The organism is Pseudomonas yamanorum (assembly GCF_900105735.1).
Classification (GTDB): domain Bacteria; phylum Pseudomonadota; class Gammaproteobacteria; order Pseudomonadales; family Pseudomonadaceae; genus Aquipseudomonas; species Aquipseudomonas yamanorum.
On record NZ_LT629793.1, the window covers coordinates 5,789,398 to 5,810,051 of the forward strand.

19 protein-coding genes are annotated in these 20,654 nt (G+C 62.7%); 11 read left to right on the forward strand and 8 right to left on the reverse strand.

Annotated features, from left to right (window positions below; all coding sequences use genetic code 11):
- Positions 1-123: 123 nt before the first annotated feature.
- The gene (locus BLU46_RS27195) at positions 124-1,158 is read right to left on the reverse strand and encodes an AraC family transcriptional regulator (protein ID WP_017476944.1); all 1,035 of its coding nucleotides are present in this window, start codon (positions 1,156-1,158) and stop codon (positions 124-126) included.
- A gap of 4 nt (positions 1,159-1,162) precedes the next feature.
- Entirely contained in the window at positions 1,163-2,293 is a 1,131-nt protein-coding gene (locus tag BLU46_RS27200; protein WP_093207998.1) for a carbon-nitrogen hydrolase family protein, read from the reverse strand.
- Positions 2,294-2,504: 211 nt separating this feature from the next.
- On the opposite strand from BLU46_RS27200, the gene BLU46_RS27205 reads away from it, so the two are divergent.
- A complete protein-coding gene (locus BLU46_RS27205; RefSeq protein ID WP_093208001.1) occupies positions 2,505-4,544 on the forward strand; it encodes an NADPH-dependent 2,4-dienoyl-CoA reductase in 2,040 nt (679 codons plus the stop codon).
- A 57-nt stretch (positions 4,545-4,601) separates the two neighbouring features.
- Positions 4,602-5,495: a 1-aminocyclopropane-1-carboxylate deaminase/D-cysteine desulfhydrase gene (locus BLU46_RS27210; protein ID WP_093208004.1), complete on the forward strand. Its 894-nt coding sequence runs from the start codon at positions 4,602-4,604 to the stop codon at positions 5,493-5,495.
- On the opposite strand, the gene BLU46_RS27215 is transcribed toward BLU46_RS27210, so the two are convergent.
- The 3 genes from BLU46_RS27215 to BLU46_RS27225 form a co-directional block, all read right to left on the reverse strand.
- Positions 5,489-6,049: a cytochrome b gene (locus tag BLU46_RS27215; protein WP_017476948.1), complete on the reverse strand. Its 561-nt coding sequence runs from the start codon at positions 6,047-6,049 to the stop codon at positions 5,489-5,491. The two genes, BLU46_RS27210 and BLU46_RS27215, sit on opposite strands and share 7 nt — an antisense overlap.
- Before the next feature lie 123 nt (positions 6,050-6,172).
- Positions 6,173-7,000 (reverse strand): phosphonoacetaldehyde hydrolase, encoded by an 828-nt coding sequence (gene phnX / locus BLU46_RS27220; protein WP_093208007.1) that lies wholly within the window; start codon positions 6,998-7,000, stop codon positions 6,173-6,175.
- Between the two features lie 27 nt (positions 7,001-7,027).
- The gene (locus BLU46_RS27225) at positions 7,028-8,137 is read right to left on the reverse strand and encodes a 2-aminoethylphosphonate--pyruvate transaminase (protein WP_093208010.1); all 1,110 of its coding nucleotides are present in this window, start codon (positions 8,135-8,137) and stop codon (positions 7,028-7,030) included.
- Between the two features lie 112 nt (positions 8,138-8,249).
- On the opposite strand from BLU46_RS27225, the gene BLU46_RS27230 reads away from it, so the two are divergent.
- Complete coding sequence (locus tag BLU46_RS27230; protein WP_093208012.1) at positions 8,250-9,107, forward strand: LysR substrate-binding domain-containing protein; 858 nt, start codon at positions 8,250-8,252, stop codon at positions 9,105-9,107.
- Between the two features lie 125 nt (positions 9,108-9,232).
- On the opposite strand, the gene BLU46_RS27235 is transcribed toward BLU46_RS27230, so the two are convergent.
- Positions 9,233-10,105, reverse strand: a complete 873-nt coding sequence (locus BLU46_RS27235; protein ID WP_093208015.1) for a LysR substrate-binding domain-containing protein — start codon at positions 10,103-10,105, stop codon at positions 9,233-9,235.
- A gap of 267 nt (positions 10,106-10,372) precedes the next feature.
- Between BLU46_RS27235 and BLU46_RS27240 the strand changes: the two genes are divergently transcribed.
- Positions 10,373-11,686 (forward strand): MFS transporter, encoded by a 1,314-nt coding sequence (locus BLU46_RS27240; RefSeq protein WP_093208018.1) that lies wholly within the window; start codon positions 10,373-10,375, stop codon positions 11,684-11,686.
- Between the two features lie 109 nt (positions 11,687-11,795).
- The gene (locus BLU46_RS27245) at positions 11,796-12,503 is read left to right on the forward strand and encodes a YebC/PmpR family DNA-binding transcriptional regulator (RefSeq protein WP_008431478.1); all 708 of its coding nucleotides are present in this window, start codon (positions 11,796-11,798) and stop codon (positions 12,501-12,503) included.
- Between the two features lie 122 nt (positions 12,504-12,625).
- Here the strand turns inward: BLU46_RS27245 and BLU46_RS27250 are convergent, their stop codons facing one another.
- A complete protein-coding gene (locus BLU46_RS27250) occupies positions 12,626-13,948 on the reverse strand; it encodes a leucine-rich repeat-containing protein kinase family protein (RefSeq protein WP_093210200.1) in 1,323 nt (440 codons plus the stop codon).
- 10 nt (positions 13,949-13,958) lie between these two features.
- A complete protein-coding gene (gene zapE, locus BLU46_RS27255) occupies positions 13,959-15,074 on the reverse strand; it encodes a cell division protein ZapE (RefSeq protein ID WP_093208021.1) in 1,116 nt (371 codons plus the stop codon).
- A 220-nt stretch (positions 15,075-15,294) separates the two neighbouring features.
- Between zapE and BLU46_RS27260 the strand changes: the two genes are divergently transcribed.
- From BLU46_RS27260 to BLU46_RS27285, 6 genes are read left to right on the forward strand one after another with little or no spacing between them, the layout of a single operon-like run.
- On the forward strand, positions 15,295-15,795 hold the full coding sequence (locus BLU46_RS27260; protein ID WP_431038641.1) for a Csu type fimbrial protein: 501 nt from the start codon (positions 15,295-15,297) through the stop codon (positions 15,793-15,795).
- A complete protein-coding gene (locus BLU46_RS27265; protein ID WP_063028638.1) occupies positions 15,789-16,331 on the forward strand; it encodes a Csu type fimbrial protein in 543 nt (180 codons plus the stop codon). The genes BLU46_RS27260 and BLU46_RS27265 overlap by 7 nt, the downstream gene beginning before the upstream one ends.
- An 18-nt stretch (positions 16,332-16,349) precedes the next feature.
- A complete protein-coding gene (locus BLU46_RS27270) occupies positions 16,350-16,886 on the forward strand; it encodes a Csu type fimbrial protein (protein WP_063033935.1) in 537 nt (178 codons plus the stop codon).
- A gap of 4 nt (positions 16,887-16,890) precedes the next feature.
- Entirely contained in the window at positions 16,891-17,391 is a 501-nt protein-coding gene (locus tag BLU46_RS27275) for a Csu type fimbrial protein (RefSeq protein WP_063028640.1), read from the forward strand.
- A gap of 26 nt (positions 17,392-17,417) precedes the next feature.
- Positions 17,418-18,203 (forward strand): fimbrial biogenesis chaperone, encoded by a 786-nt coding sequence (locus BLU46_RS27280; RefSeq protein ID WP_063028642.1) that lies wholly within the window; start codon positions 17,418-17,420, stop codon positions 18,201-18,203.
- 41 nt (positions 18,204-18,244) lie between these two features.
- The gene (locus BLU46_RS27285; RefSeq protein ID WP_093208024.1) at positions 18,245-20,638 is read left to right on the forward strand and encodes a fimbria/pilus outer membrane usher protein; all 2,394 of its coding nucleotides are present in this window, start codon (positions 18,245-18,247) and stop codon (positions 20,636-20,638) included.
- Positions 20,639-20,654: the final 16 nt, after the last annotated feature.

Below are 20,654 nucleotides of genomic sequence, written 5' to 3' on the forward strand. Positions count from 1 at the left end.
CCCCTTTTCATAAAACAAGGAGTCAACCATGGACGATTACCAGGAAGAACTGTTGGAGTACCAGGCCTTTGAACTGGATCCGCTGGATCCGGCCGATGATGCCACCGAGCTGTAAGACAGACGTCAGGCGGAATGCCGCTGACTGCGGCGAAATTCCCCTGGGGTCTGGCTGTTCCAGCGCTTGAAGGCGCGTTGAAAGGCTTCTGCTGAAGCAAAGCCGAGCAAATAGGCAATTTCACCGAACGCCAGTTCGGTATCGCGAATGTAGGTCATGGCCAGGTCGCGGCGAGTGTCATTGAGAATCGCCCGGAACTGAGTCCCTTCTTCCGCCAGCTTGCGCCGCAAGGTCCAGGTCGGCAGTTTCAAGCGTGACGCCACTTCTTCCAGGTCGGGTTCCCGGCCACCATTGAGCATCGGCCCGAGCAACCGGGTAATGCGCTCGCGCAGGCTGCGGGTGCGCGTCAACTGCTCCAGTTCCCGTTCACACAATTGCACCAGTAATTGCCAGGTACTCGGGCAATGTTCCGGGTTGCGCATGGCCAGGGTTTGCTGGCTCAGGCGCAGTTGATTGTGCTCGGCGCCAAACTGGATCGGGCAGTCCCCCAGCACGCTGTAGCGCTCGCTGTAGTCCGGTGCTTCGAATTCGATTTCGATGCGCTGCGCCTGCACCGGTTGCAGGCTCAGGCTCGACAACTGATGCAGCCACCCGGCGATGATCGAGTCCACCACAAAGCGGTTATAGGCGTTGTACGGGCTGATGGAATAGAAGCGTAGCCAGGCCCCATCCGTATCCTCGTGAAAGCTCGACTGGCCACGATAGTTGGAGCCGTACAAGGCTTCGAAGCGTGTCAGGGTGCGGGCGGCTTCGCGCACGGTAGGGGCCTGGGCGGCGGTGACACCGGCGAGGCCAGCCTGGCTCAAGCGGCTGAGCTGGCCCATGCGCAGCCCCAGACTGGCGTCGCCGGTCAGCTGGATGGCGGCGTGGCCCAGGCGCATATAGCGCGGGATCGACAAGCGCGCGCCGGCCTCGGCCAGGCGGGCCGGGTCAAGGCCGTATTGCAGCAGCAACGGTTGCGGGTCCAGGCCATGGCTGTGGATCGCATCGGCCAAGGTGTGGACGAAGCCCACCGACAAATCCCCAAGCCGCACCGGTTTCATCGTGTTACAGCCACACGTTCAGCAGGCGCGCGCCACGGGCATTGCCGTCGGCGAACACCTGGCCGTTGCTGCTGAGGAAGCTTTGCCCGGCGCTGCCCATGTCAAAGAACTGCCCGCGCAGGAACACGCTCATGCCGGCAGTCGCCTGGCTGATGGGTTGTTGGCTGATCAGGGTCAGGCGGTGCCAGGCTTCGCCTTCGCTGAGTTCTTCGGGCTTGAGGCTGATCTCCGGCGGCGTCGACACGCTTTTGAAGCCGCGCCACGGCTTGTCCCAGGTCTCGCGGCCAATCACGAAGGCCGGGACGGCCACCAACTGGGCGCCTTGCTCGTTGAGCTTGCGGTAATTGTCCGGGTACCAGCTGTCGCTGCCGATCAGGATGCCCAGGCGCCCGGCCGGGGTGTCGACCACGCTGACGGTGTTTTCGTCGCCGGGTTCGATAAAACCGCGCTCATCGAAAATCGGGTACAGCTGGCGTTGCGGCTGGCCCACCGCCAAGCCATCACGGTCGAATACCACGCTGGTGTTGTACAGCGCGCCATGGCCGATCTGCAGTTGGCCCTGGCTGACGCTCGGGTTAGGCAGGGCAATGGAGCCGGCCACCAGGGTCACGCCGAATTCCTTGGCCAGGCCGCCGAACAGTACTTGATAGTCGCGGGCCATGGCCGGAGCCTTCATGCGCAGGTAGGCGTCGTCGATACGGTCATCACCCTTGGCGCTGATCAATGCCCGCAGGAACAGCAGCGGGTTGCTCGCCGACAGCCAGTTCATCGCGTCCTTGAGGTTGGTGGCCTGATACAGATCGTTCTTCTCGCCGCTGACCATCAGCCAGGTGCCGATATGTTCCGGCAGCACCACGATGGTCTTGTCGTTGATCAAGCCCTGGTCGCGGGCCTTTTGCAGATAGGCCGCCAGCTTCAGGTGCAGGCGTTCCAGGCTCTGGTAGTCGGCGGGGAAGAGTTCCGGCTGGATGCCCAGCAGGTTACCGCGGTCTGCGGGCACGCCTTGGTCGACGGCCAGGTTGATCCGCAGGTCGGACAGGTAATGGCCCACGGGGCGCTCCTGGGTCCAGACCAGATAGGCGGAAACGGCGGCGACCAGGGCCATGATGAGGGTGAAGCCAAGAAGTTTACGCATGGGAAAAAGACAACGGACCGGGTGCAGGGTTCGGTACCTAGGGTAGGGCTCATGTACACGGTTGCCAAGGGGCGCTGCGCATTTGGATCAATAACTTGTCAGTTACAGTCATTGAGCGGCAACCGGCAGCCTCTTAGGCTGTGGGACATAAACCGATGGAGTGCCATTCGAGCGCTCCACGTCCCGTGATGATCCGTTGTGGAGCTGTACCATGACCGCTGCTGCCTACCCGCACCTGCTGGCCCCGTTGGACCTGGGTTTCACCACCCTGCGTAACCGCACCCTGATGGGCTCGATGCACACCGGCCTTGAAGAGAAGCCCGGCGGCTTCGAGCGCATGGCGGCCTATTTTGCCGAGCGCGCCCGTGGCGGCGTGGGCCTGATGGTCACCGGCGGCATTGGCCCGAACGATGAAGGCGGGGTGTATGGCGGTGCAGCCAAGCTGACCACCGACGAAGAGGCGCAAAAGCACAAGATCGTCACGAAAGCGGTGCACGAGGCGGGCGGCAAGATCTGCATGCAAATCCTCCACGCCGGGCGTTATGCCTATAGCCCGAAACAGGTCGCGCCAAGCGCAATCCAGGCGCCCATCAACCCGTTCAAGCCCAAAGAGCTGGACGAAGAAGGCATCGAAAAGCAGATCAGCGATTTCGTCACCTGCTCGCTGCTGGCCCAGGTCGCCGAGTACGACGGCGTGGAGATCATGGGCTCCGAAGGCTACTTCATTAACCAGTTCCTCGCCGCTCACACCAACCATCGCACCGACCGCTGGGGTGGCAGCTATGAAAATCGCATGCGCCTGCCGGTGGAAATCGTGCGCCGGGTGCGCGAAGCCGTAGGCCCGAATTTCATTATCATCTTCCGCCTGTCGATGCTCGACCTGGTGGAAGGCGGCAGCACCTGGGAAGAAATCGTGCAGTTGGCCAAGGCCATCGAGCAGGCCGGTGCAACGATCATCAACACTGGCATCGGCTGGCACGAAGCGCGGATTCCGACCATCGCTACCAAAGTGCCACGCGGTGCGTTCAGCAAGGTCACCGCCAAGTTGCGCGGTTCGGTGCAGATTCCGTTGATCACCACCAACCGGATCAACACCCCGGAAGTCGCTGAGCAGATCCTGGCCGAAGGCGACGCCGACATGGTCTCAATGGCCCGCCCATTCCTCGCCGACCCGGACTTCGTCAACAAGGCCGCCGAAGGCCGCGCCGATGAGATCAACACCTGCATCGGCTGCAACCAGGCGTGCCTGGACCACACCTTCGGCGGCAAGCTGACCACCTGCCTGGTCAACCCGCGTGCGTGCTACGAGACCGAGCTCAACTACCTGCCGGTCAAGCAGATCAAGAAAATCGCCGTGGTGGGTGCCGGGCCTGCGGGCCTGGCGGCCGCCACCGTCGCTGCCGAGCGCGGGCATCAGGTGACGCTGTTTGATTCGGCCAGCGAGATCGGTGGCCAGTTCAACATCGCCAAGCGCGTGCCGGGTAAGGAAGAGTTCTTTGAAACCCTGCGCTACTTCAAGCGCAAGTTGCAGACCACCCACGTCGAGCTGTGCCTGAACACTCGGGTCGACGTTGAGCAGCTTGTTGCGGGCGGTTACGACGAGATCATCCTCGCCACCGGCATCGCGCCGCGCACACCGGCCATCCCGGGCGTGGAAAACGCCAAGGTATTGAGCTACCTGGACGTGATCCTGGAGCGCAAGCCTGTGGGCCGTCGCGTGGCGGTGATCGGTGCCGGCGGTATCGGCTTTGACGTGTCGGAATTCCTCGTGCACCAGGGCGTGTCCACCAGCCTGGACCGCGAGGCATTCTGGAAAGAGTGGGGCATCGATACCCAGCTTGAAGCCCGCGGCGGTGTGGCCGGGATCAAGCCCGAGCGCCATGCGCCGGCGCGTGAAGTGTTCCTGCTGCAGCGCAAGACTTCCAAGGTCGGCGACGGCCTGGGCAAGACCACCGGCTGGATTCATCGCACCGGTCTGAAGAACAAACAGGTGCAGATGCTCAACAGCGTCGAGTACCTGAAGATCGACGATGAGGGCCTGCATATCCGCATTGGCGCCGAGGGTGAGCCGCAGGTGCTGGCGGTGGACAATATCGTCATCTGTGCCGGCCAGGACCCGCTGCGGGAATTGCAGGATGGCCTGGTCGCAGTCGGGCAGAACGTGCACCTGATCGGCGGTGCGGATGTGGCGGCCGAGCTGGATGCCAAGCGCGCCATCAACCAGGGTTCGCGCCTGGCGGCCGAGCTGTAAACACGCCAAAGGGGCGGTGGTAGACTACCGCCCCTTTTCTTGTGCAGACCTGCCTTTATGGGTCCTTTCGACTGGCTTCCCCACGCGCCCCTTGAGCCCCTGAAGCTGGACTGGATGGGGCCGGTGGAAGTGGCCGTGCTGCGCCTGGATCGCATCGACCCGCTGATCAGCGGCAATAAGTGGTTCAAGCTCACCGAACACCTGGCGCAAGGCCGGGCGGCGGGTGCCAGCGGGATCATCAGCCTGGGCGGGGCTTACTCCAATCATTTGCATGCACTGGCGGCGGCCGGGAAACGCTTCGGCTTTCCTACGGTTGGCTTGCTGCGTGGCCATCCTCAAGACACTCCCACGGTGCTCGACCTCAACGCCTTCGGCATGCAACTGCACTGGCTGGGGTATGGCGGCTATCGCGCGCGCAATGAGCCGGACTTCTGGCTACCGTGGCGCGAGCAGTATCCGCACCTGCACCCGGTGCCTGAGGGCGGTGGTGGCTTGACCGGTGCGTTGGGCTGCGGGGTGTTGGTCAGTCAGGCGCAGGCGCAGTTAGGCGGCCTGGGCTGGGCGGACTATCACGGTTGGTGGCTGGCTGCGGGGACCGGCACCACGTTGGCGGGATTGGTGCTGGCCGAGGCGGGCGCGCATCCGGTATATGGCGCGCTGGCAGTGCCCGACGACCACGGCGTGGCGCAGCAGGTACGGGCGCTTGTGCAAGAGGGTTATGAATTGCTGGAGGCCAGCCGGGGCGGCTTTGCCAAGGTTGATCCGGAGTTGCTGGCCTTTATCGACGCCACCGAGCAAGCCTGTGGCCTGCCCCTGGAGCCGCTGTACACCGGCAAGGCGTTATTGGCGTTGAAGCAGCAGATTGAAGCCGGGAGATTTTCCCCCGGCACCCGTCTGATCTTTGTCCACACCGGTGGCCTGCAAGGCCGCCGGGGATTCCAAAGTTACTGAAGGTTCCCTCTCTTGCCGGGCATCATCCGCAACGCAGTATTGTCCCGCAGCACATAGTGATGGCCCAACCCCGCCAACGCATGCAGGCCGATCAGCCAGTAACCGACCTTGCCGAACAGCACATGCCAGCTTTCAATCTCTTTGGCCAACGCCTTGTTTTCGGCAATCAACGGCGGCAGCTCGATGCCGTAGAACATCACTGAATGCCCCTCCGCGCTGACGATCAGCCAGCCGGCGATGGGCATGCCGATCATCAAGGCATACAGCGCCATGTGCATCAGGGTGGCCAGGAAGGATTGCCATTGCGGCGGGGCCGGCACGATCTTCGGCGCCACGCCCAGGCTGCGGGCGAACAACCGTAGCCACACCAGTACAAATACGGTCAGGCCGAACATGAAGTGCATTTCCACAATCAACGTACGGCCGCCGCTGCCTTTGGGAAACTGCCCGCGTAATTCAATGCAGGCGTAAACCACCGCCAGCAGCACCACCATCAGCCAGTGCAACGCAATCGACATGGTGCTGTAACGCGTATCGGAATTCTTCCAGGGCATCGCTTTCTTCCTCACTCATCAGGGCAAACCTCCGTTCTTTCGCGACGGAGTCCTTTCAATGTAAGCCTGTTTTAGAAGGTTTGCCCGTGAGAGAAGGGTGTATAGACGATCTTTTGATCTCGATCAGTAGCCCTGTGGCATTTCACCCCGTGCCAGGCGCTGGTTGATGTTGGCGATCACCGCAGGCAGGTCGGTGATGGTGTCGATCATGTAGTGCGGGCGCGAGCCTTCGAACATGGCCTCGATGCGCGTGCGTTCGCTGGCGAGTGTGTCGGCGTCCAGGGCGCGGAACTGCTCGTAGGTCAGGCCCAGAGCGTTGCCTGAGCAGGTCAGCGCCACGGTCCACATGCCGGCGCGACGGCCTTCGAGAATGCCCGGCACGGTGTCGTCGATCTTCACGCAGGCCGCGACATCATCAATTCCGAGGGCGATCACGTTGGCCAGGGCCTGGGCTGGCCATGGGCGGCCGTTGGGTACTTCGTCGGTGGCGACCACGTGGTCGGCGACGTAGCCGTTGGTGGCGGCCAGTTCGACGACTTTGTCCATCACCTGCTTGGGGTAGCCGGAGCACGAGCCGATCTTGATCCCTTGCGTGCGCAGGTTGGCGATGGTGTCCAGGGCGCCGGGGATCAACGCCGAGTGCTCGGCGATTTTCTCGATCTGCAGCGGCATGAAGCGCTGGTAGATGGCGGTCACGTCATCGTCGGTTGGTGTGCGGCCAAAGGCCTTGCGATAGCGCTCGGCCACTTGCGGCTGGTCACACAGGGTGCGGATGTGGTCCCACTTGCCCATGCCCATCGGGCCGCGGGCTTCTTCGATGGAGACCTGCACGTCGAATTCAGCGAAGGCTTCGACAAAAATCTGCGTGGGGGCGAACGAGCCGAAATCGACCACAGTGCCGGCCCAGTCGAGGATCGCGGCTTGAAGCTGGGTTGGGTTTGCGTAGTTCATGGTTCAGATCCTGTGAGTAGTGGGCAGTCAGATGTCGAGCACGTTCATTTCTTGCAGCACCTCGGCCACCGCCGCGACAGCGGCTTGCATCTCGGCCTGGTTTACATGGCCAATGCAGCCCACGCGGAAGGTTTCCACCTGGGTCAATTTGCCGGGATAGAGGATGAAACCCTTGGCCTTGACCCGCTCGTAGAACTCCTTGAACTGGTAGCGCGGGTCTTTCGGCGCATGGAAGGTGACGATGATCGGTGCCTGGATCGCGGCAGGCAGGAAGCTGCGCAGGCCCAGTTCGGCCATGCCATCCAGCAGCGCCTGGCAGTTGTCGGCGTAGCGCTGGTGCCGGGCGGGCAGGCCGCCTTCTTCGTTGTATTGCAGCAGCGCTTCGTGCAGTGCGGCGACCACATGGGTCGGCGGAGTGAAGCGCCACTGGCCGGTCTTGGCCATGTAGCTGTGCTGGTCGAACAGGTCCATCGCCAGGGAATGGCTGTTACCTTGGGCAGCGGCCAGCGCCCGCTTTTCAGCGAACACAAACCCCATCCCCGGTACGCCTTCCAGGCACTTGCCGGAGGCGGCGATCAGCGCGTCGAACGGCACTTCACGGGCATCGATCGGCAGCGCGCCGAAGGAGCTCATGGCGTCGATGATCAGGCGCTTGCCGTGGCGTGCGATGACCTGGGCGATCTCGGGCAGCGGGTTCAGAATCCCGGTGCTGGTTTCGCAATGGATCAGTGCAATGTGGGTGATGCCCTTGTCGGCGTGCAGCAGGCGGTCGACGTCGGCGGCGGTAGTGGGTTCGTCTTCGGCGGTTTCAAAGGTACTGAACTCGCGGCCGAGCACTTCGCAGATCTTCGCCAGGCGTTTGCCGTAGGCACCGTTGATCAGCACCAGCACCTTGCCGTCCCGTGGCACCAGGGTGCCGATGGCCGCTTCCACGGCAAAGGTGCCGCTGCCTTGCAACGGCACGCAATGGTGACTGGCGGTGCCGTTGACGATCACCAGCAGTTGCTCGCAGAGGCTGGCGGTCAGTTGGTTGAAGCGGTCATCCCATGAACCCCAGTCGACCATCATGGCCTGGCGGGTACGGGCCGAGGTGGTCAAGGGCCCGGGGGTCAGCAGGATCGGCGCGGCAGTGCTCATTCGTGTGTCCTCGCAAAACAATGGGATGAAGTTACGGCGCCTAAATTGCAGTTTGGCTTGTCATCAATCAAATTGTTTGTTGTTATGCGAGCTATCAGTGAGGCCGATAGCTATGAACCTGTTTCAACTGCGTGCGTTTGATGCCGTAGCCCGCGAGGGCAGTTTTACCCGGGCGGCCGAGCGGCTGTTCATCAGCCAGCCGGCGGTAACCGGGCATATTAAGGCGCTGGAGGAGCACTACCAGATTGCCCTGCTGCGGCGTACCGCGCGGCGGGTGGAGTTGACCGAAGAGGGCACCAAGCTGGCGGCGATCACCCGGGCGATCTTCGGCCTGGTGGAGGAGGCGCAGACCTTGCTGGAGGCCAACCGGCAATTGCTTACCGGGCGCCTGGAAGTGGCGGCGGACGGGCCGCACATGGTCATGCCGATGCTGGCTAGCCTGCGGCAGCGGTATCCGGGGATTACCGTCAATTTGCGCCTGGGCAACGCTCAGGAAACCCTCGCGGCGTTGCTGTCGGAGCGCGCCGATGTGGCGGTGTTGACGGAGGTGGAGCCACGAAAGGGCCTGCATTTGCAGCCGTTGATCGAGTCCCGGATATGCGCGTTGGTGCCTGCCGGGCATCCTTGGTTGGCGGAGCCTGCGGGGATTCGGCTGGAGCAGTTGGATCAGGTGATCATGGTGTTGCGTGAACCCAGCTCGATTACGCGGCGGACCTTCGACGATGCCTGCGCCCAGGCCGGTGTGCAGCCCAAGGTGTTGCTGGAGCTGGACAGCCGTGAGGCGGTGACGGAAGCAGTGGCGGCTGAATTGGGGGTTGGTGTGGTGTCGTCGATGGAAGTCAGCCGGGACCCGCGGGTGCATGCGATTCCGATCCAGGGTGAGGGGCTAGTGAATCGGCATGTGATCGGGTGCATGGAGCGGCGGCGGGAGTTGCGGTTGATTCAGGCGTTTTTCGAGTTGGCGCCTTAGAGGGTGTTGGCTCAAGGCCTAGTTGGCCCCTTCGCGGGCAAGCCCGCTCCCACATTCGACCACATTCCATCGGTAGAACTCGGTCAACTGTGGGAGCGGGCTTGCTCGCGAAGGGGCCCTCAAATTCACCGCAAACTTTCCCGCACAATCTCCAGAAAAGTCGCCACCACCCGCCGTGAACTCTGCTCTTTCAAACACACCAGGGTTTCCTTCATCCGCTGCGTACAGTCACGGATCGGCATCGCATACACCCGCGAATCGGCCCCAAACTCCGCAGCCGACACCACCCCCACGCCAATCCCCACCACCACCGCCTCCCGCGCGGCTTCGCGGCCTTCCACCTGGATCGCCGGGCGAATCCGCAGCCCGGCCTGGTGCATTTCCTGCTCCAGGGTCTGACGGGTCACCGAGCCGATTTCCCGCAACACCAGCGGCGTATCGTCCAGGTCCGCCAGGCAGATCGACTCACGGCTCGCCCACGGGTGGTTGCGGGCGACAAACGCGAGCAATTGATCATCCGGCAATGGCAATGACAGCAGCCGCTCGTCGTCCACATCGCGCCCCAGCAGCGCCAGGTCGGCCTGGTAGTTGTAGAGGCGAAACAGCGATTCATCGGTGTTGCCGGTTTCGATCTTCACGCTGATGCCCGGGTACAGCTGGCAAAAGCGCGCGATCTGCGGCAGCACATGCACGGGCGCATCGACCGCGAGTGTCAGGGTGCCGGTTTGTAATGCCCGGGAATCCTGTAACAGCTCTTCGGCTTCCGCCGCGACCGCAAACAAGCGCTGGGTGATGCTCAACAGGCGCTCGCCAAGGTCGGTCAATCGTACTGAGCGTTTGTTGCGATGAAACAGCAGCACGCCGAAGCGTTCTTCGAGCTTGCGCACCTGGTCGGAAATGGCCGGCTGGCTGAGGAACAAGCGCTCGGCGGCGTGGGTAAAGCTGCCGTGGACGGCCACCGCATGAAAGGCTTTGAGTTGGGCGTGGGACACCGACATCGCGAATCCTCTTACAAGCTCAGCTTATATTTGAAATACGATAAATCGATTTTACCTATTAGTCAGCCATTGCTTTGATAGCCCCCAGTCGCCGTAAGTCGAGTCCTCCACCTTCGGCGGCCATGGGTCTTCTGCGTGCTTACCAGCGGGACTCATCTGACCAATACCGCGCCTTTCCAAGCGCCGGTACTGCAGTGCTCAACAATAAAAATACAGGCGTTTGCTTTTCATTCTGCCGGCACACTCACACCCGAGGTCAGAACCACCATGAATACTCCCTTGAGTAACATCAAGCGTTGGCGCGTGCAGATTTTCGCCATCACCTGGCTGGCGTACGCGGCCTTCTATTTCACCCGCAAAGCTTTTTCGGTGGCCAAACTGGGGATCGTCGACGACCCGAGTTTTCCGCTGGACAAGATGATGATGGCCAACCTGGATGGCATCTACCTGGCGGCCTACGCCGTTGGCCAGTTCACCTGGGGCATGCTTGCCGACCGTTTCGGGCCGCGTGTGGTGGTACTCGGCGGGTTGCTGATTTCCGCCGCCGCCGCCCTGGTGATGGGCACGTTTGCCACCTTGCCGATCTTTGTCACCTGCATGTTGATCCAGGGCCTGGCCCAGTCCACCGGCTGGTCGGGGCTGTGCAAGAACCTTGGCAGTTTCTTCCCGGCGCAGCAGCGTGGGCGGGTGCTGGGGCTATGGAGTTCGTGCTACGCCTTCGGCGGCCTGGTGGCGTCGCCGTTTGCCGGCTGGTGGGCGTATACGCTGATCGGCACCTGGCATGCAGCGTTTATCTCAAGTGCGGCCGTGGTCGCGGTGGTGGCGGTGCTGTTCTTCATTTTCCAGCGCAACACGCCACAGGATGTGGGATTGCCAGCGGTGGAACCGGAGCCGGAGCAGACCGCTGCCGAAAAGAGTGCCAGTGTGCTGGAGCCGTTGCGGGCCATCTTGCGCAACCGCACGGTGTTGACCCTGGGGCTGGCGTACTTTCTGTTGAAACCGGCGCGTTACGCGATCCTGTTGTGGGGGCCGGTGATTGTGTATGAGCAGATGCCCTCGGTGGGCAAGGTCGGCGCAGCGATTGTGCCCACGGCGTTCGAACTGGCGGGGTTGCTGGGGCCGATCATGATCGGCATGGCGTCCGACAAACTGTTCGGCGCCCGGCGCATGCCGGCCTGTGTCCTCAGCCTGTTGGCGCTGACGGTGGCGCTGGCGTTGTTCATGGGCGCCTTGCACACCGGCAGCGTGGTGCTGGTGATGGCGTTGCTGTTTGTGATGGGCCTGACCCTGTATGGGCCGGACTCGATGATCAGCAGCACCGCCGCCATCGACTTCGGCACCGCCAAGGCTGGCGCGACGGCGGCGGGGTTCGTCAACGGCTGCGGTTCGGTGGGGGCGATTCTTGGCGGCTTGTTGCCAGGCTACTTCGACACGGTCACGGTGTTTATCGTGTTTGCCGGCGCCGCGCTGTTTTCCTCGCTGGTGTTGATGCCGTACTGGAACGCCAGACCGGCGGTGCTGGCACAGGTGGGCGACTTCGTGCCCGACCGTGAGCGCGCAATCAATCCCTTGCGGACCTGAGGGGCATGGCCGGTTTTTTGGTGGATTAGAGTGTTTCAGCGCTATAAACTCTGCCCCCAAAGCGCCGGCCAGTAGACGTCTCGGCGCGATGGACAGAAGAGAGTGAGTCATGGGCGCACAGTGGAAAGTCAAACATAAAGAAGCGGCATCCAATGCCAAGGGCAAGATCTTCGGCAAGCTGGTGAAAGAGATCACCATTGCCGCCCGCAACGGTGCCGACACTGCCACCAACGCACATTTGCGCCTGGTGGTGGAGCAGGCCAAAAAGGCCTCGATGCCCAAGGAAACCCTGGAACGCGCGATCAAGAAAGGCGCCGGTCTGCTCGGTGAGACCGTGCAATACCACCGTGTGACCTACGAAGGTTTTGCCCCGCACCAGGTGCCGCTGATCGTTGAATGCGTGACCGACAACATCAACCGCACCGTGGCGGAAATCCGTGTGGCGTTCCGCAAGGGGCAACTGGGTGCTTCGGGCTCTGTGGCCTGGGACTTCAACCATGTGGGCCTGATCGAAGCGTCGCCGGACAGCCCGGACGCCGATCCGGAAATGGCCGCGATTGAAGCCGGTGCCCAGGATTTCGAAGAAGGCGAAGAAGAGGGCACCACCCTGTTCATCACCGAGACCACCGACCTGGACGCCGTGCAGAAAGCCTTGCCGGAGCAGGGTTTCACCGTGTTGTCGGCCAAGCTGGGCTACATCGCGAAGAACCCGGTGAGCGGTTTGAGCGATGAGCAGATGGCTGAAGTCGAAGCCTTCCTGGAAGGCTTGGACAACCATGATGACGTGCAGGACATGTTCGTCGGGTTGGCGGGTTAATCCTAACCGGATGTGAACTCGGCCCAAATGTGGGAGCGGGCTTGCTCGCGAATACGGTGTACCAGCCAAGTATGTATTGACTGACACACCGTATTCGCGAGCAAGCCCGCTCCCACATGGGTTTAGCGAAGTTTGGAAGACTGCAACAGGGTTGTGATTGCCTCGAACCCAGGCCGGGCCAGCACCTCCGGCTGGCAGCAGTTATCCCGCAAGGCTTCCAGCGCCACGCGCTTTTCCTCGCTCAATCCCGTATCAATCCTTTCCAGCAGCTCCCCCAGCAACACGCCGAACGCGCGCACTTCTATACGCTGCAACGCGCGGGTTTCCTGGCTGTCGACCGTGGCGTGAAACGACGCGGCACCAAAGTCCCCCAGCAAACATTCACCGGCTTCATTCCACAGAATGTTATGGCCGTACAGATCGCCGTGGGTGATGCCTTGCTCGTGCAGGTGCGCCGCCACCGAAGCGATGCCCCGGGCCATGCGCAGCGCCACCTCCGCGCTGAAACGGGTGGTGGGCTCGTAGATATCCCGGGTGCACGACGCCAGGCTCGGCAAGGCCGCGAGGTTGCGGTAGCTCGGCTCGATCAGTTGCATCACCAGCGCCGCCTGGCCTTGGGGATGCTCGACCACCCGGCCTTCAACCTTGATCAGGTTGGCATGCAGTCCGGCGGCGATGCAGGCGTGCATTTCGTGCAGGGGCGAGCCGTCACTGGTAATGCTGCCTTTATAGAGTTTGACCGCCACCGCCTTGGCCGCCCCGTTTGGCGAGGTCCAGGACGCTTTGCGGATGATTCCGGAAGCGCCTTCCCCCAACACTTCGCCCAATTCCAGCTCGGACCAGGGAATGTTTGGCGTCGCGTCATGCCGGGCCTCTTCCACGGCCATCTCTACCGGGTTGCCGGCGTAGGCCAGCCAGGTCAGGCTCGGCAAGGTCAGCAGCCAGTCCGGCAAGCGGGTCAGGCGGTTGGAGGCGATGCGGATCAGTTCGAGGTTTTTGCACTGGGCCAGGCTTTGCGGCAACTGCTCCAGATGGTTGCCGGCCAGCATCAGCTTTTGCAGCAAGGGCCGTTCACCCAGCTCCCTCGGCAACTGGCTGATGCGGTTATCGGTGAGGATCAGCCAGCGCAACAGTGGCGGCAGCGACGCCGCCGGGACGCTGCTGATCTGGTTCGACTTGAAGCTGATCATGCTCAACTGCGCGCATTGACCCAGGCATTCCGGCACTTCGGTAAAGGCGTTTTCCGGACAGAACAGCACGCGCAGATGCGGCAGACGGTGCAGGTCATCCGGCAGGCTGCTGAGGGTGTTGCCGGAAAGGTTGAGGATTTCCAGGGAATCGGCCAGGTCGAAGATTTCCCGGGGGAACTCCGTCAGTCCACAGGACAGGTCCAGGCGCTTGATACCGGCCAACTGACCGGCCTTGAGTTGGGCAAGGGTATCCATGAACGGCGCGTCACTCGGCAATGGGGGCGTGAATGGCGCTCATGATAGCGGGTTGCGGCCCGATCTTCTGCAACTGCCCCAGGCGGCTGGCGGTGCGGGCCAAGTCGATGGCCTGGCCGCTGAGGGATTGTTCCAGCGGCTGCTCGCCGATCAGCACCAGGTGTTTATCCTGGTCGTAGAGCACGTCCACCAGGTTGATGAACCGTTGTTGGGTGGCAATCGGGCACTCCGCCAGATGCGGCAGGCCGTCGATGATCCAGCGGTCGTAGTCGCGGCACAGTTGCAGATAGTCCATGACCGCGGTCGGTTGTTCGCACAGGTCGCTGAAGCTGAAGGCGATGCTGCGACCCTGATGCCTGCGGGCAATCAGTTGCCGGGCACCCACCGCCAGGTTCAGTGGTGGGTGATCCACTGACGGCAGGCCCAGGGCCTCGCGCTGCGCAGATGTGCCGGGCCAGACGAACCGGCCTGCCGTAAAGCGCTGCTCGCCATGGGCTTGGGCCAGGCCGCGATAATCCTGGGGGGCACTGACTTCCATCACGTCCATGCGCGCACTGATCAGCTCGATCACCGGCTTGAATCGCTGGTGATACAACGGGTTCGGCAACAGCCCGGCAGGCGGGTAATTGGAGGTCACCAGCACCCACACCCCGCGCCGGAACAGCGCCTTGAACAGGCGGCTGATCAGCATCGCGTCGCCGATGTCGTGCACGTGAAACTCGTCGAAGCACAGCACGCGGCAGCCATCGAGCAGTTCATCCAGGGTCACGCCCAGGGCATCGCGCTGCTGGCGATGGGTAAACATCCCCTGGTGCAGGCGGGCGAAAAAGTCGTGGAAGTGCATGCGCTGTTTCTCGGCAACCGGCAGTGCCTGGAAAAAACCGTCCAGCAGCCAGCTTTTGCCCCGGCCTACGGCGCCGTGCAGGTACAGGCTGCGGGTGGGGCGCCCGGCCAGCAGGTGGGCGGTTTGTCGGGCCATGTCCTCGATGACCTGCAACTGGCTGGGGCTGAGGGTATAGCCCTGTTGCCGGGCCTTGCCTTGAAAAAAAGCCGCGATGCCGGGGTCGGCGTCGGTCGCCGCAGGTTTACCCAGCAACCGTTTGAGCAGGGGCGGTAAAGCAGCCAATGTCAGTCACTCTGTATGTCGGTGGTCGCTCACTTTAGAGCGCCGGTTACGGTTTGACCAATAGAGAAGCACACCGCCAGCTATCTGGAAACGGCATGGCTGAATGGATCCAAAACAACGGCTTGACTGGCGGATTCCCCTCAAGTGACTAACCTCATACACAGCGGTCACCCCTGTATAAGGATTTGGGGCAGTGAAGGGACAAGCAGTCTTGGCAATCATGAGCGCGATGCTCTGCAACACGGTTTATGGTGCACAGCTCCAGGTTGAGGTGCGCATCGACGTGCAGCGCGGTTGCCAGTTGGTCGGCACCACGCGTGAGGCCGGCATCGAGCAGCTCGGCGTGCTGGATTTTGGCAGCGGCTCCCGCCTGGATGACCCGGCTGGCCCGTTGAGTGCAGCCTTGATCAGCCAGCGCCAGCCACGCCTGGAGTGCAACCCGGACACGCCGTATCAGATGCGCGTCGACGGCGGCCTGCATGGCGGCGTCGGCGAAGTGCGTTACCTGGGCGCCGCCGCCCCTTCGATCAAACCCATTCCCTACCGAATTTATGCCGACGCCGCGCGCCGCATCCCCTTGGCCGTGGACGTGCCGGTGAGCGGCCGCGTGCCCGATTCCGGCACGGTGGACTTGCCACTTTACGGACGCATCGAGCCGCTCAAGGAAATCCCGGCGGTGGGGCGTTATTCCGACCTGCTCAAAGTGACGGTGACATGGTAAGCCGCGCCCTGGCCTGCATCGCGCTGGGCGGCCTGTTGCTGCTGGCCGAGGACGCCCAGGCGGCGGTGGCCGGGCAGATTCACGCACGGCTGGTGATCACTGCCAGTTGTCAGGTGAGCAAGGGCACCGCCAGTGCGCCAGTGAGCCCGGATGGCGGCTCGGCCTTGCTGGATTTCGGCAGCCACGGACCCACCTGGGACAAGGGCCTGGGCGCCGGCATCAGCGATGGCGACAAGGCGGCGCTGGCGGTGTCCTGCAACCCGTCGGTGGTGAGCAGTTTCACCGTGACCATCGACGGCGGCGCCCATGGTGACGGCGTCACCCGGCGCTTGAGCAATGGCCGGCAAACCATACCGTATCGGCTGTCGGCCGACCCCGCAGGCCGGAGCACTTACAGCATCGGCCAGCAACGCAATTTCGTCGTGACCAAGGGCGCACAGGTACCGATCCCGGTATTCGGCTCGGTGGTGGCGAATACCAGGGCCTTACCGGCCGGCATCTACACAGACACCCTGACGGTGACTCTGGATTGGTAAAACATGAGGATGGACATCATGCATGCACTTGTATCGAAAGCAGTTTTTCCATTGGTGGCGCTGGTGTGGGTATCGGGCATCCAGGCAGCCACCACCGTGACCGGGCAGATCAGCTCCACGCTGATCCTGACCAACAGCTGCCTGGTCAACGGGGTGGGCGGTACCACCGGTTTGAACTTCGGTACGATCAATTTCGGCACCACCAACAGCCAGTTCACCACCCAGTCCGGCCAAGTGCTGGGCGGCGGCGGGGGCGCACTGTCGATCCAGTGTTCTTCGGGCACCTCGCCGGTGATCACCGTGGGCGCCGGGTCCCATGACGGCCAGTCCACCGGCGGCACCCGGGCGCTGTATGACGGCGTGGCCAATTATGTGCCGTATGACTTTTACACCGACTCCGGGCATTCAACGCTCCTGGCCATCAACGGCACCATCAACGTGGGCGCGAGCACGGGCGTTGCGCAAACCGTGAATATCTACGGCCAGGCCGTGGGCAAGGCGGGACTGCCGGCGGGTACCTATACCGATACGGTGTCCGTGCAACTGACGTTCTAATGCCATGAAACGGGCCTGCTGGGCGGCGCTGGCGGTCATTACGGGTTGGGGAATGCCGTTGTCGTTGCTGGCCGTGACCAGCCAGACCATCCAGGTCAGCGCGACGATTGCCGCAGGCTGCCTGGTGGTGGGCGGTGGCACGAATTACGGCAGCCTGGCGTTCGGCAGCTACTCATCGTTGTCCACCAGCACGGTGTCGGTGGCGCTGAGCGGCGGGGTGACGCTGCAGTGCACGCCGGGAGTCACCTTGAACATGACCGTGGATGGTGGTTTGCACAACGTCAGTGGGCGGCACATGCAGCTCAATAGCGGCAGTGCCCAAGTGGCGTATCAGCTGTTTCGGGACGCGGCGTTCAGTCAGAGCCTGGGGATCAGCCAAAGCGTCAGCGTGGCCTATAGCAACGCAAACAATATAACCCTGCCGATTTACGGCCGGGTGGTGTTACCGGGTAACCAGCCTGGGGGGACGTACAGCGACGTGCTGCAGGTGCAGCTGTCCTGGTAAGGCGATTGGCATGAGGAGTGGACTCTATGTTTGCAGCTTCCCGGTGGTATTGGGTTGCGGGTGTTATTGGCTTGGCGGCGTTGGGCGCGGGGCAGGCCCAGGCGGCCAGCTCGGTGCTGATCTGGCCCATTGATCCGGTACTGGAGGCCGATCAACAGGCCAGCGCCTTGTGGTTGGAGAATCGCGGTACGGAGACCGCCAATTTGCAGATCCGGGTATTTGCCTGGAGCCAGGGCGGGTTTGACGAGCAGTACCAGAACCAGCGTGACGTGATCGGCAGCCCGCCGGTGGCGAAGATCGAGCCGGGGCAGAAGCAACTGGTGCGCCTGACCCGCACCCGCGAAATACCGCCGGGCCAGGAGCTGGCGTATCGAATCATCATCGACGAAATTCCTGGCGCCGTTCCTGAAACGCCTGCCGCCGATGGCAAGACGGCCGCCGCGATCCGCTTTCAAATGCGCTATTCGGTGCCCTTGTTCGCCTACGGCGCAGGCCTGTGGAGCAAGGACGACGCGACCCGCCAGCGCGACCCCAAGGGCGCGGGCAAACCTGACCTGAGCTGGAAGAAAGTCACGGTGGGCGGGCGCAACTATGTGGAGATGCGCAACCAGGGCGCAGTGCATGCGCGGCTGACCGACGTGGCGTTCAAGCAGGGCGGGCAAACCCGGCCGCTGGTGGACGGCTTGCTGGGCTACGTGCTGCCGGGCGCAACCATGCGTTGGCCGGTGCCGGAAGGTGTCGCCGGCGACCAGCCGTTGCAGGTACGAGTCAATGGCGCAACGCAACTGGAGAACCTTGCACCGGGACGGTAACGCAATGGAATAGGGCATGGAGTCGCCCTTGGTCTTAACGGATGGAGATGTCCATTGATGGACACAATGCCTTGGTGAGCCTTGAGCAGGCTCGTAGTCGATGGCGATCGGTGTGGGTGGTGGTCGGCCTGTCTGGCCTGGCGCTTGCGCCGCTTGGCGTGGCCGCTCCGTTGCCGCCGCCCCCCAGCAACATGGAGGCTGTGGCCGATGCACAGTTGTTCCTTGAATTGGTGGTCAACCAGATGGACACCGGCCGGGTGGTCGCCGTGGATCAGCGTGCCGGCGGCCTGTTTGTGCCGGCGGCCACCTTGCGGGATATCGGCATGAAACTGCCGGCCGACATCACCAGCGAAGTCGCGCTGGACCACGTGCCCGGTCTGCACACCGATTACGACAGCCAGGGCCAGCGCCTGATGCTGACGGTACCGCCGGCATGGTTGCCGGCGCAGTTCATCGGCAACCGCGATAACTACCCGCGCACCCAGGCGCTCACCAGTTTTGGTGCGTTGCTCAACTACGATGCCTACTTGAACGACACCGACGATGCCGGCACTTACCTGGGGATCTTCAACGAAGTGCGGCTGTTCGACACGTGGGGCACGCTGTCCAATACCGGCCAGTACCGCACCACCTTTGGTGGCCAGACCAGCGGCAGTACCCTGGACAATGGCTACCGGCGCTATGACACCACCTGGCGCTTTTCCGACGATGAACGCCTGCTGACCTACGAGGCGGGCGATGTGATCAGTGGCGCGTTGCCGTGGAGCAGCTCGGTGCGCCTGGGCGGGGTGCAGGTGTCGCGAGACTTCGGCGTACGCCCGGACCTGGTGACTTACCCCTTGCCGCAGTTTGCCGGGGAGGCGGCGGTGCCGTCGTCGGTGGACCTGTTTATCAACGGCTACAAATCCAGCAGTGCCGACCTGCAGCCGGGCCCTTACACCCTGACCAACGTGCCGTTTATCAACGGTGCCGGCGAAGCCGTGGTAGTCACGACCGATGCGTTGGGTCGGCAGGTTTCAACTACGGTGCCGTTCTACGTCACCAGTACGTTATTGCAAAAAGGCCTTTCGGACTTTTCGGTAGCGGCCGGTAATTTGCGCCGGGACTACACCCTTCGGGATTTTGGCTACGGCGCAGGTGTGGCCAGCGGCACGTTTCGTTACGGGGTATCGGACTACTTCACTCTGGAAAGCCATGCCGAAGCCGCAGGCGACCTGACCCTGGGCGGACTCGGCGGCAACGTGCGGCTGGGCAACTTCGGGGTGCTCAACACGGCCCTCAGCCAAAGCCAGTTTGACGGCGAGACCGGCCAGCAACTGAGCTTCGGTTATCAATACAGCAACCAGCGCTATAGCCTGTCTTACCAACGGGTAGAGCGCCGCGACCAGTACGCCGACCTGACCCTGGTCGACACTCCTTATGCGAGCCTTAGCAAGCGCAGCGAGCAGGTGACCCTGAGCCTGAACCTCAACGATTTCGGCAGCATCGGTGCTGGCTATTTCGATGTGCAGGCGGCCGATGACTCCCGCACCCGGCTGTTGAACCTGACGTGGAGCAAGCAGTTGTGGCGCAACACCAGTTTCTACCTGTCGGCCAACCGTGAGGTCGGCGACAGCAACTGGGCCATGCAGGCGCAGTTGGTGATTCCGTTCGACGTCTACGGCAGCCTGGCCCTGAGCAACGAGCGCAGCCAGGCGGGCGAGAGTCGCCATCGGGTCAACTACAGCCGGGCGGTGCCGTCCGAGGGCGGCGTGGGCTACAACCTGGGGTATGCCAGCGGCGACGGGCCGGCTTACCGCCAGGCTGACCTGACCTGGCGCATGCAGTCGGTGCAATTGCAGGCGGGCGTCTATGGCAGCAGCGACGCCGAGACACGCTGGGCGGATGCCAGTGGCTCGTTGGTGTGGATGGACAAGCAAGTGTTCGCGGCTAATCGGGTGAATGACGCGTTTGTGGTGGTGAGCACTGACGGTTATGCCGGGGTGCCGGTGCTTTACGAAAACCAGCTAGTGGGTGAAACCGATCGCAACGGGCATCTGCTGGTGCCGTGGAGCAGCGCTTATTACCGCGGCAAGTATGAAATCGACCCGCTGAACCTGCCGGTCGACGTGCAGACCCCGAATGTCGAGCAGCGGGTGGCGGTACGTCGCGGCAGCGGCTATTTGCTGGAGTTCCCGGTGCGCCGGGTGGTCGCGGCCAGTATCACTCTGGTGGATGCCCAGCATCAGGAGTTGCCCCTGGGCAGCCAGGTGCGCCACGAGCAAACCGGGGCGCGGGCAGTGGTGGGTTGGGATGGCCTGGTATACCTGGAGAACCTGGCGGCCCACAACACCTTGCAAGTCACTGTGGGTGAGGGCCGTTCCTGCCAGGCAACGTTCGATCTGGATATCAACGAAGCACAGGTGCCGCTGATCGGGCCGCTGGTTTGCCAATGAGATAAGGAGTGTGGGT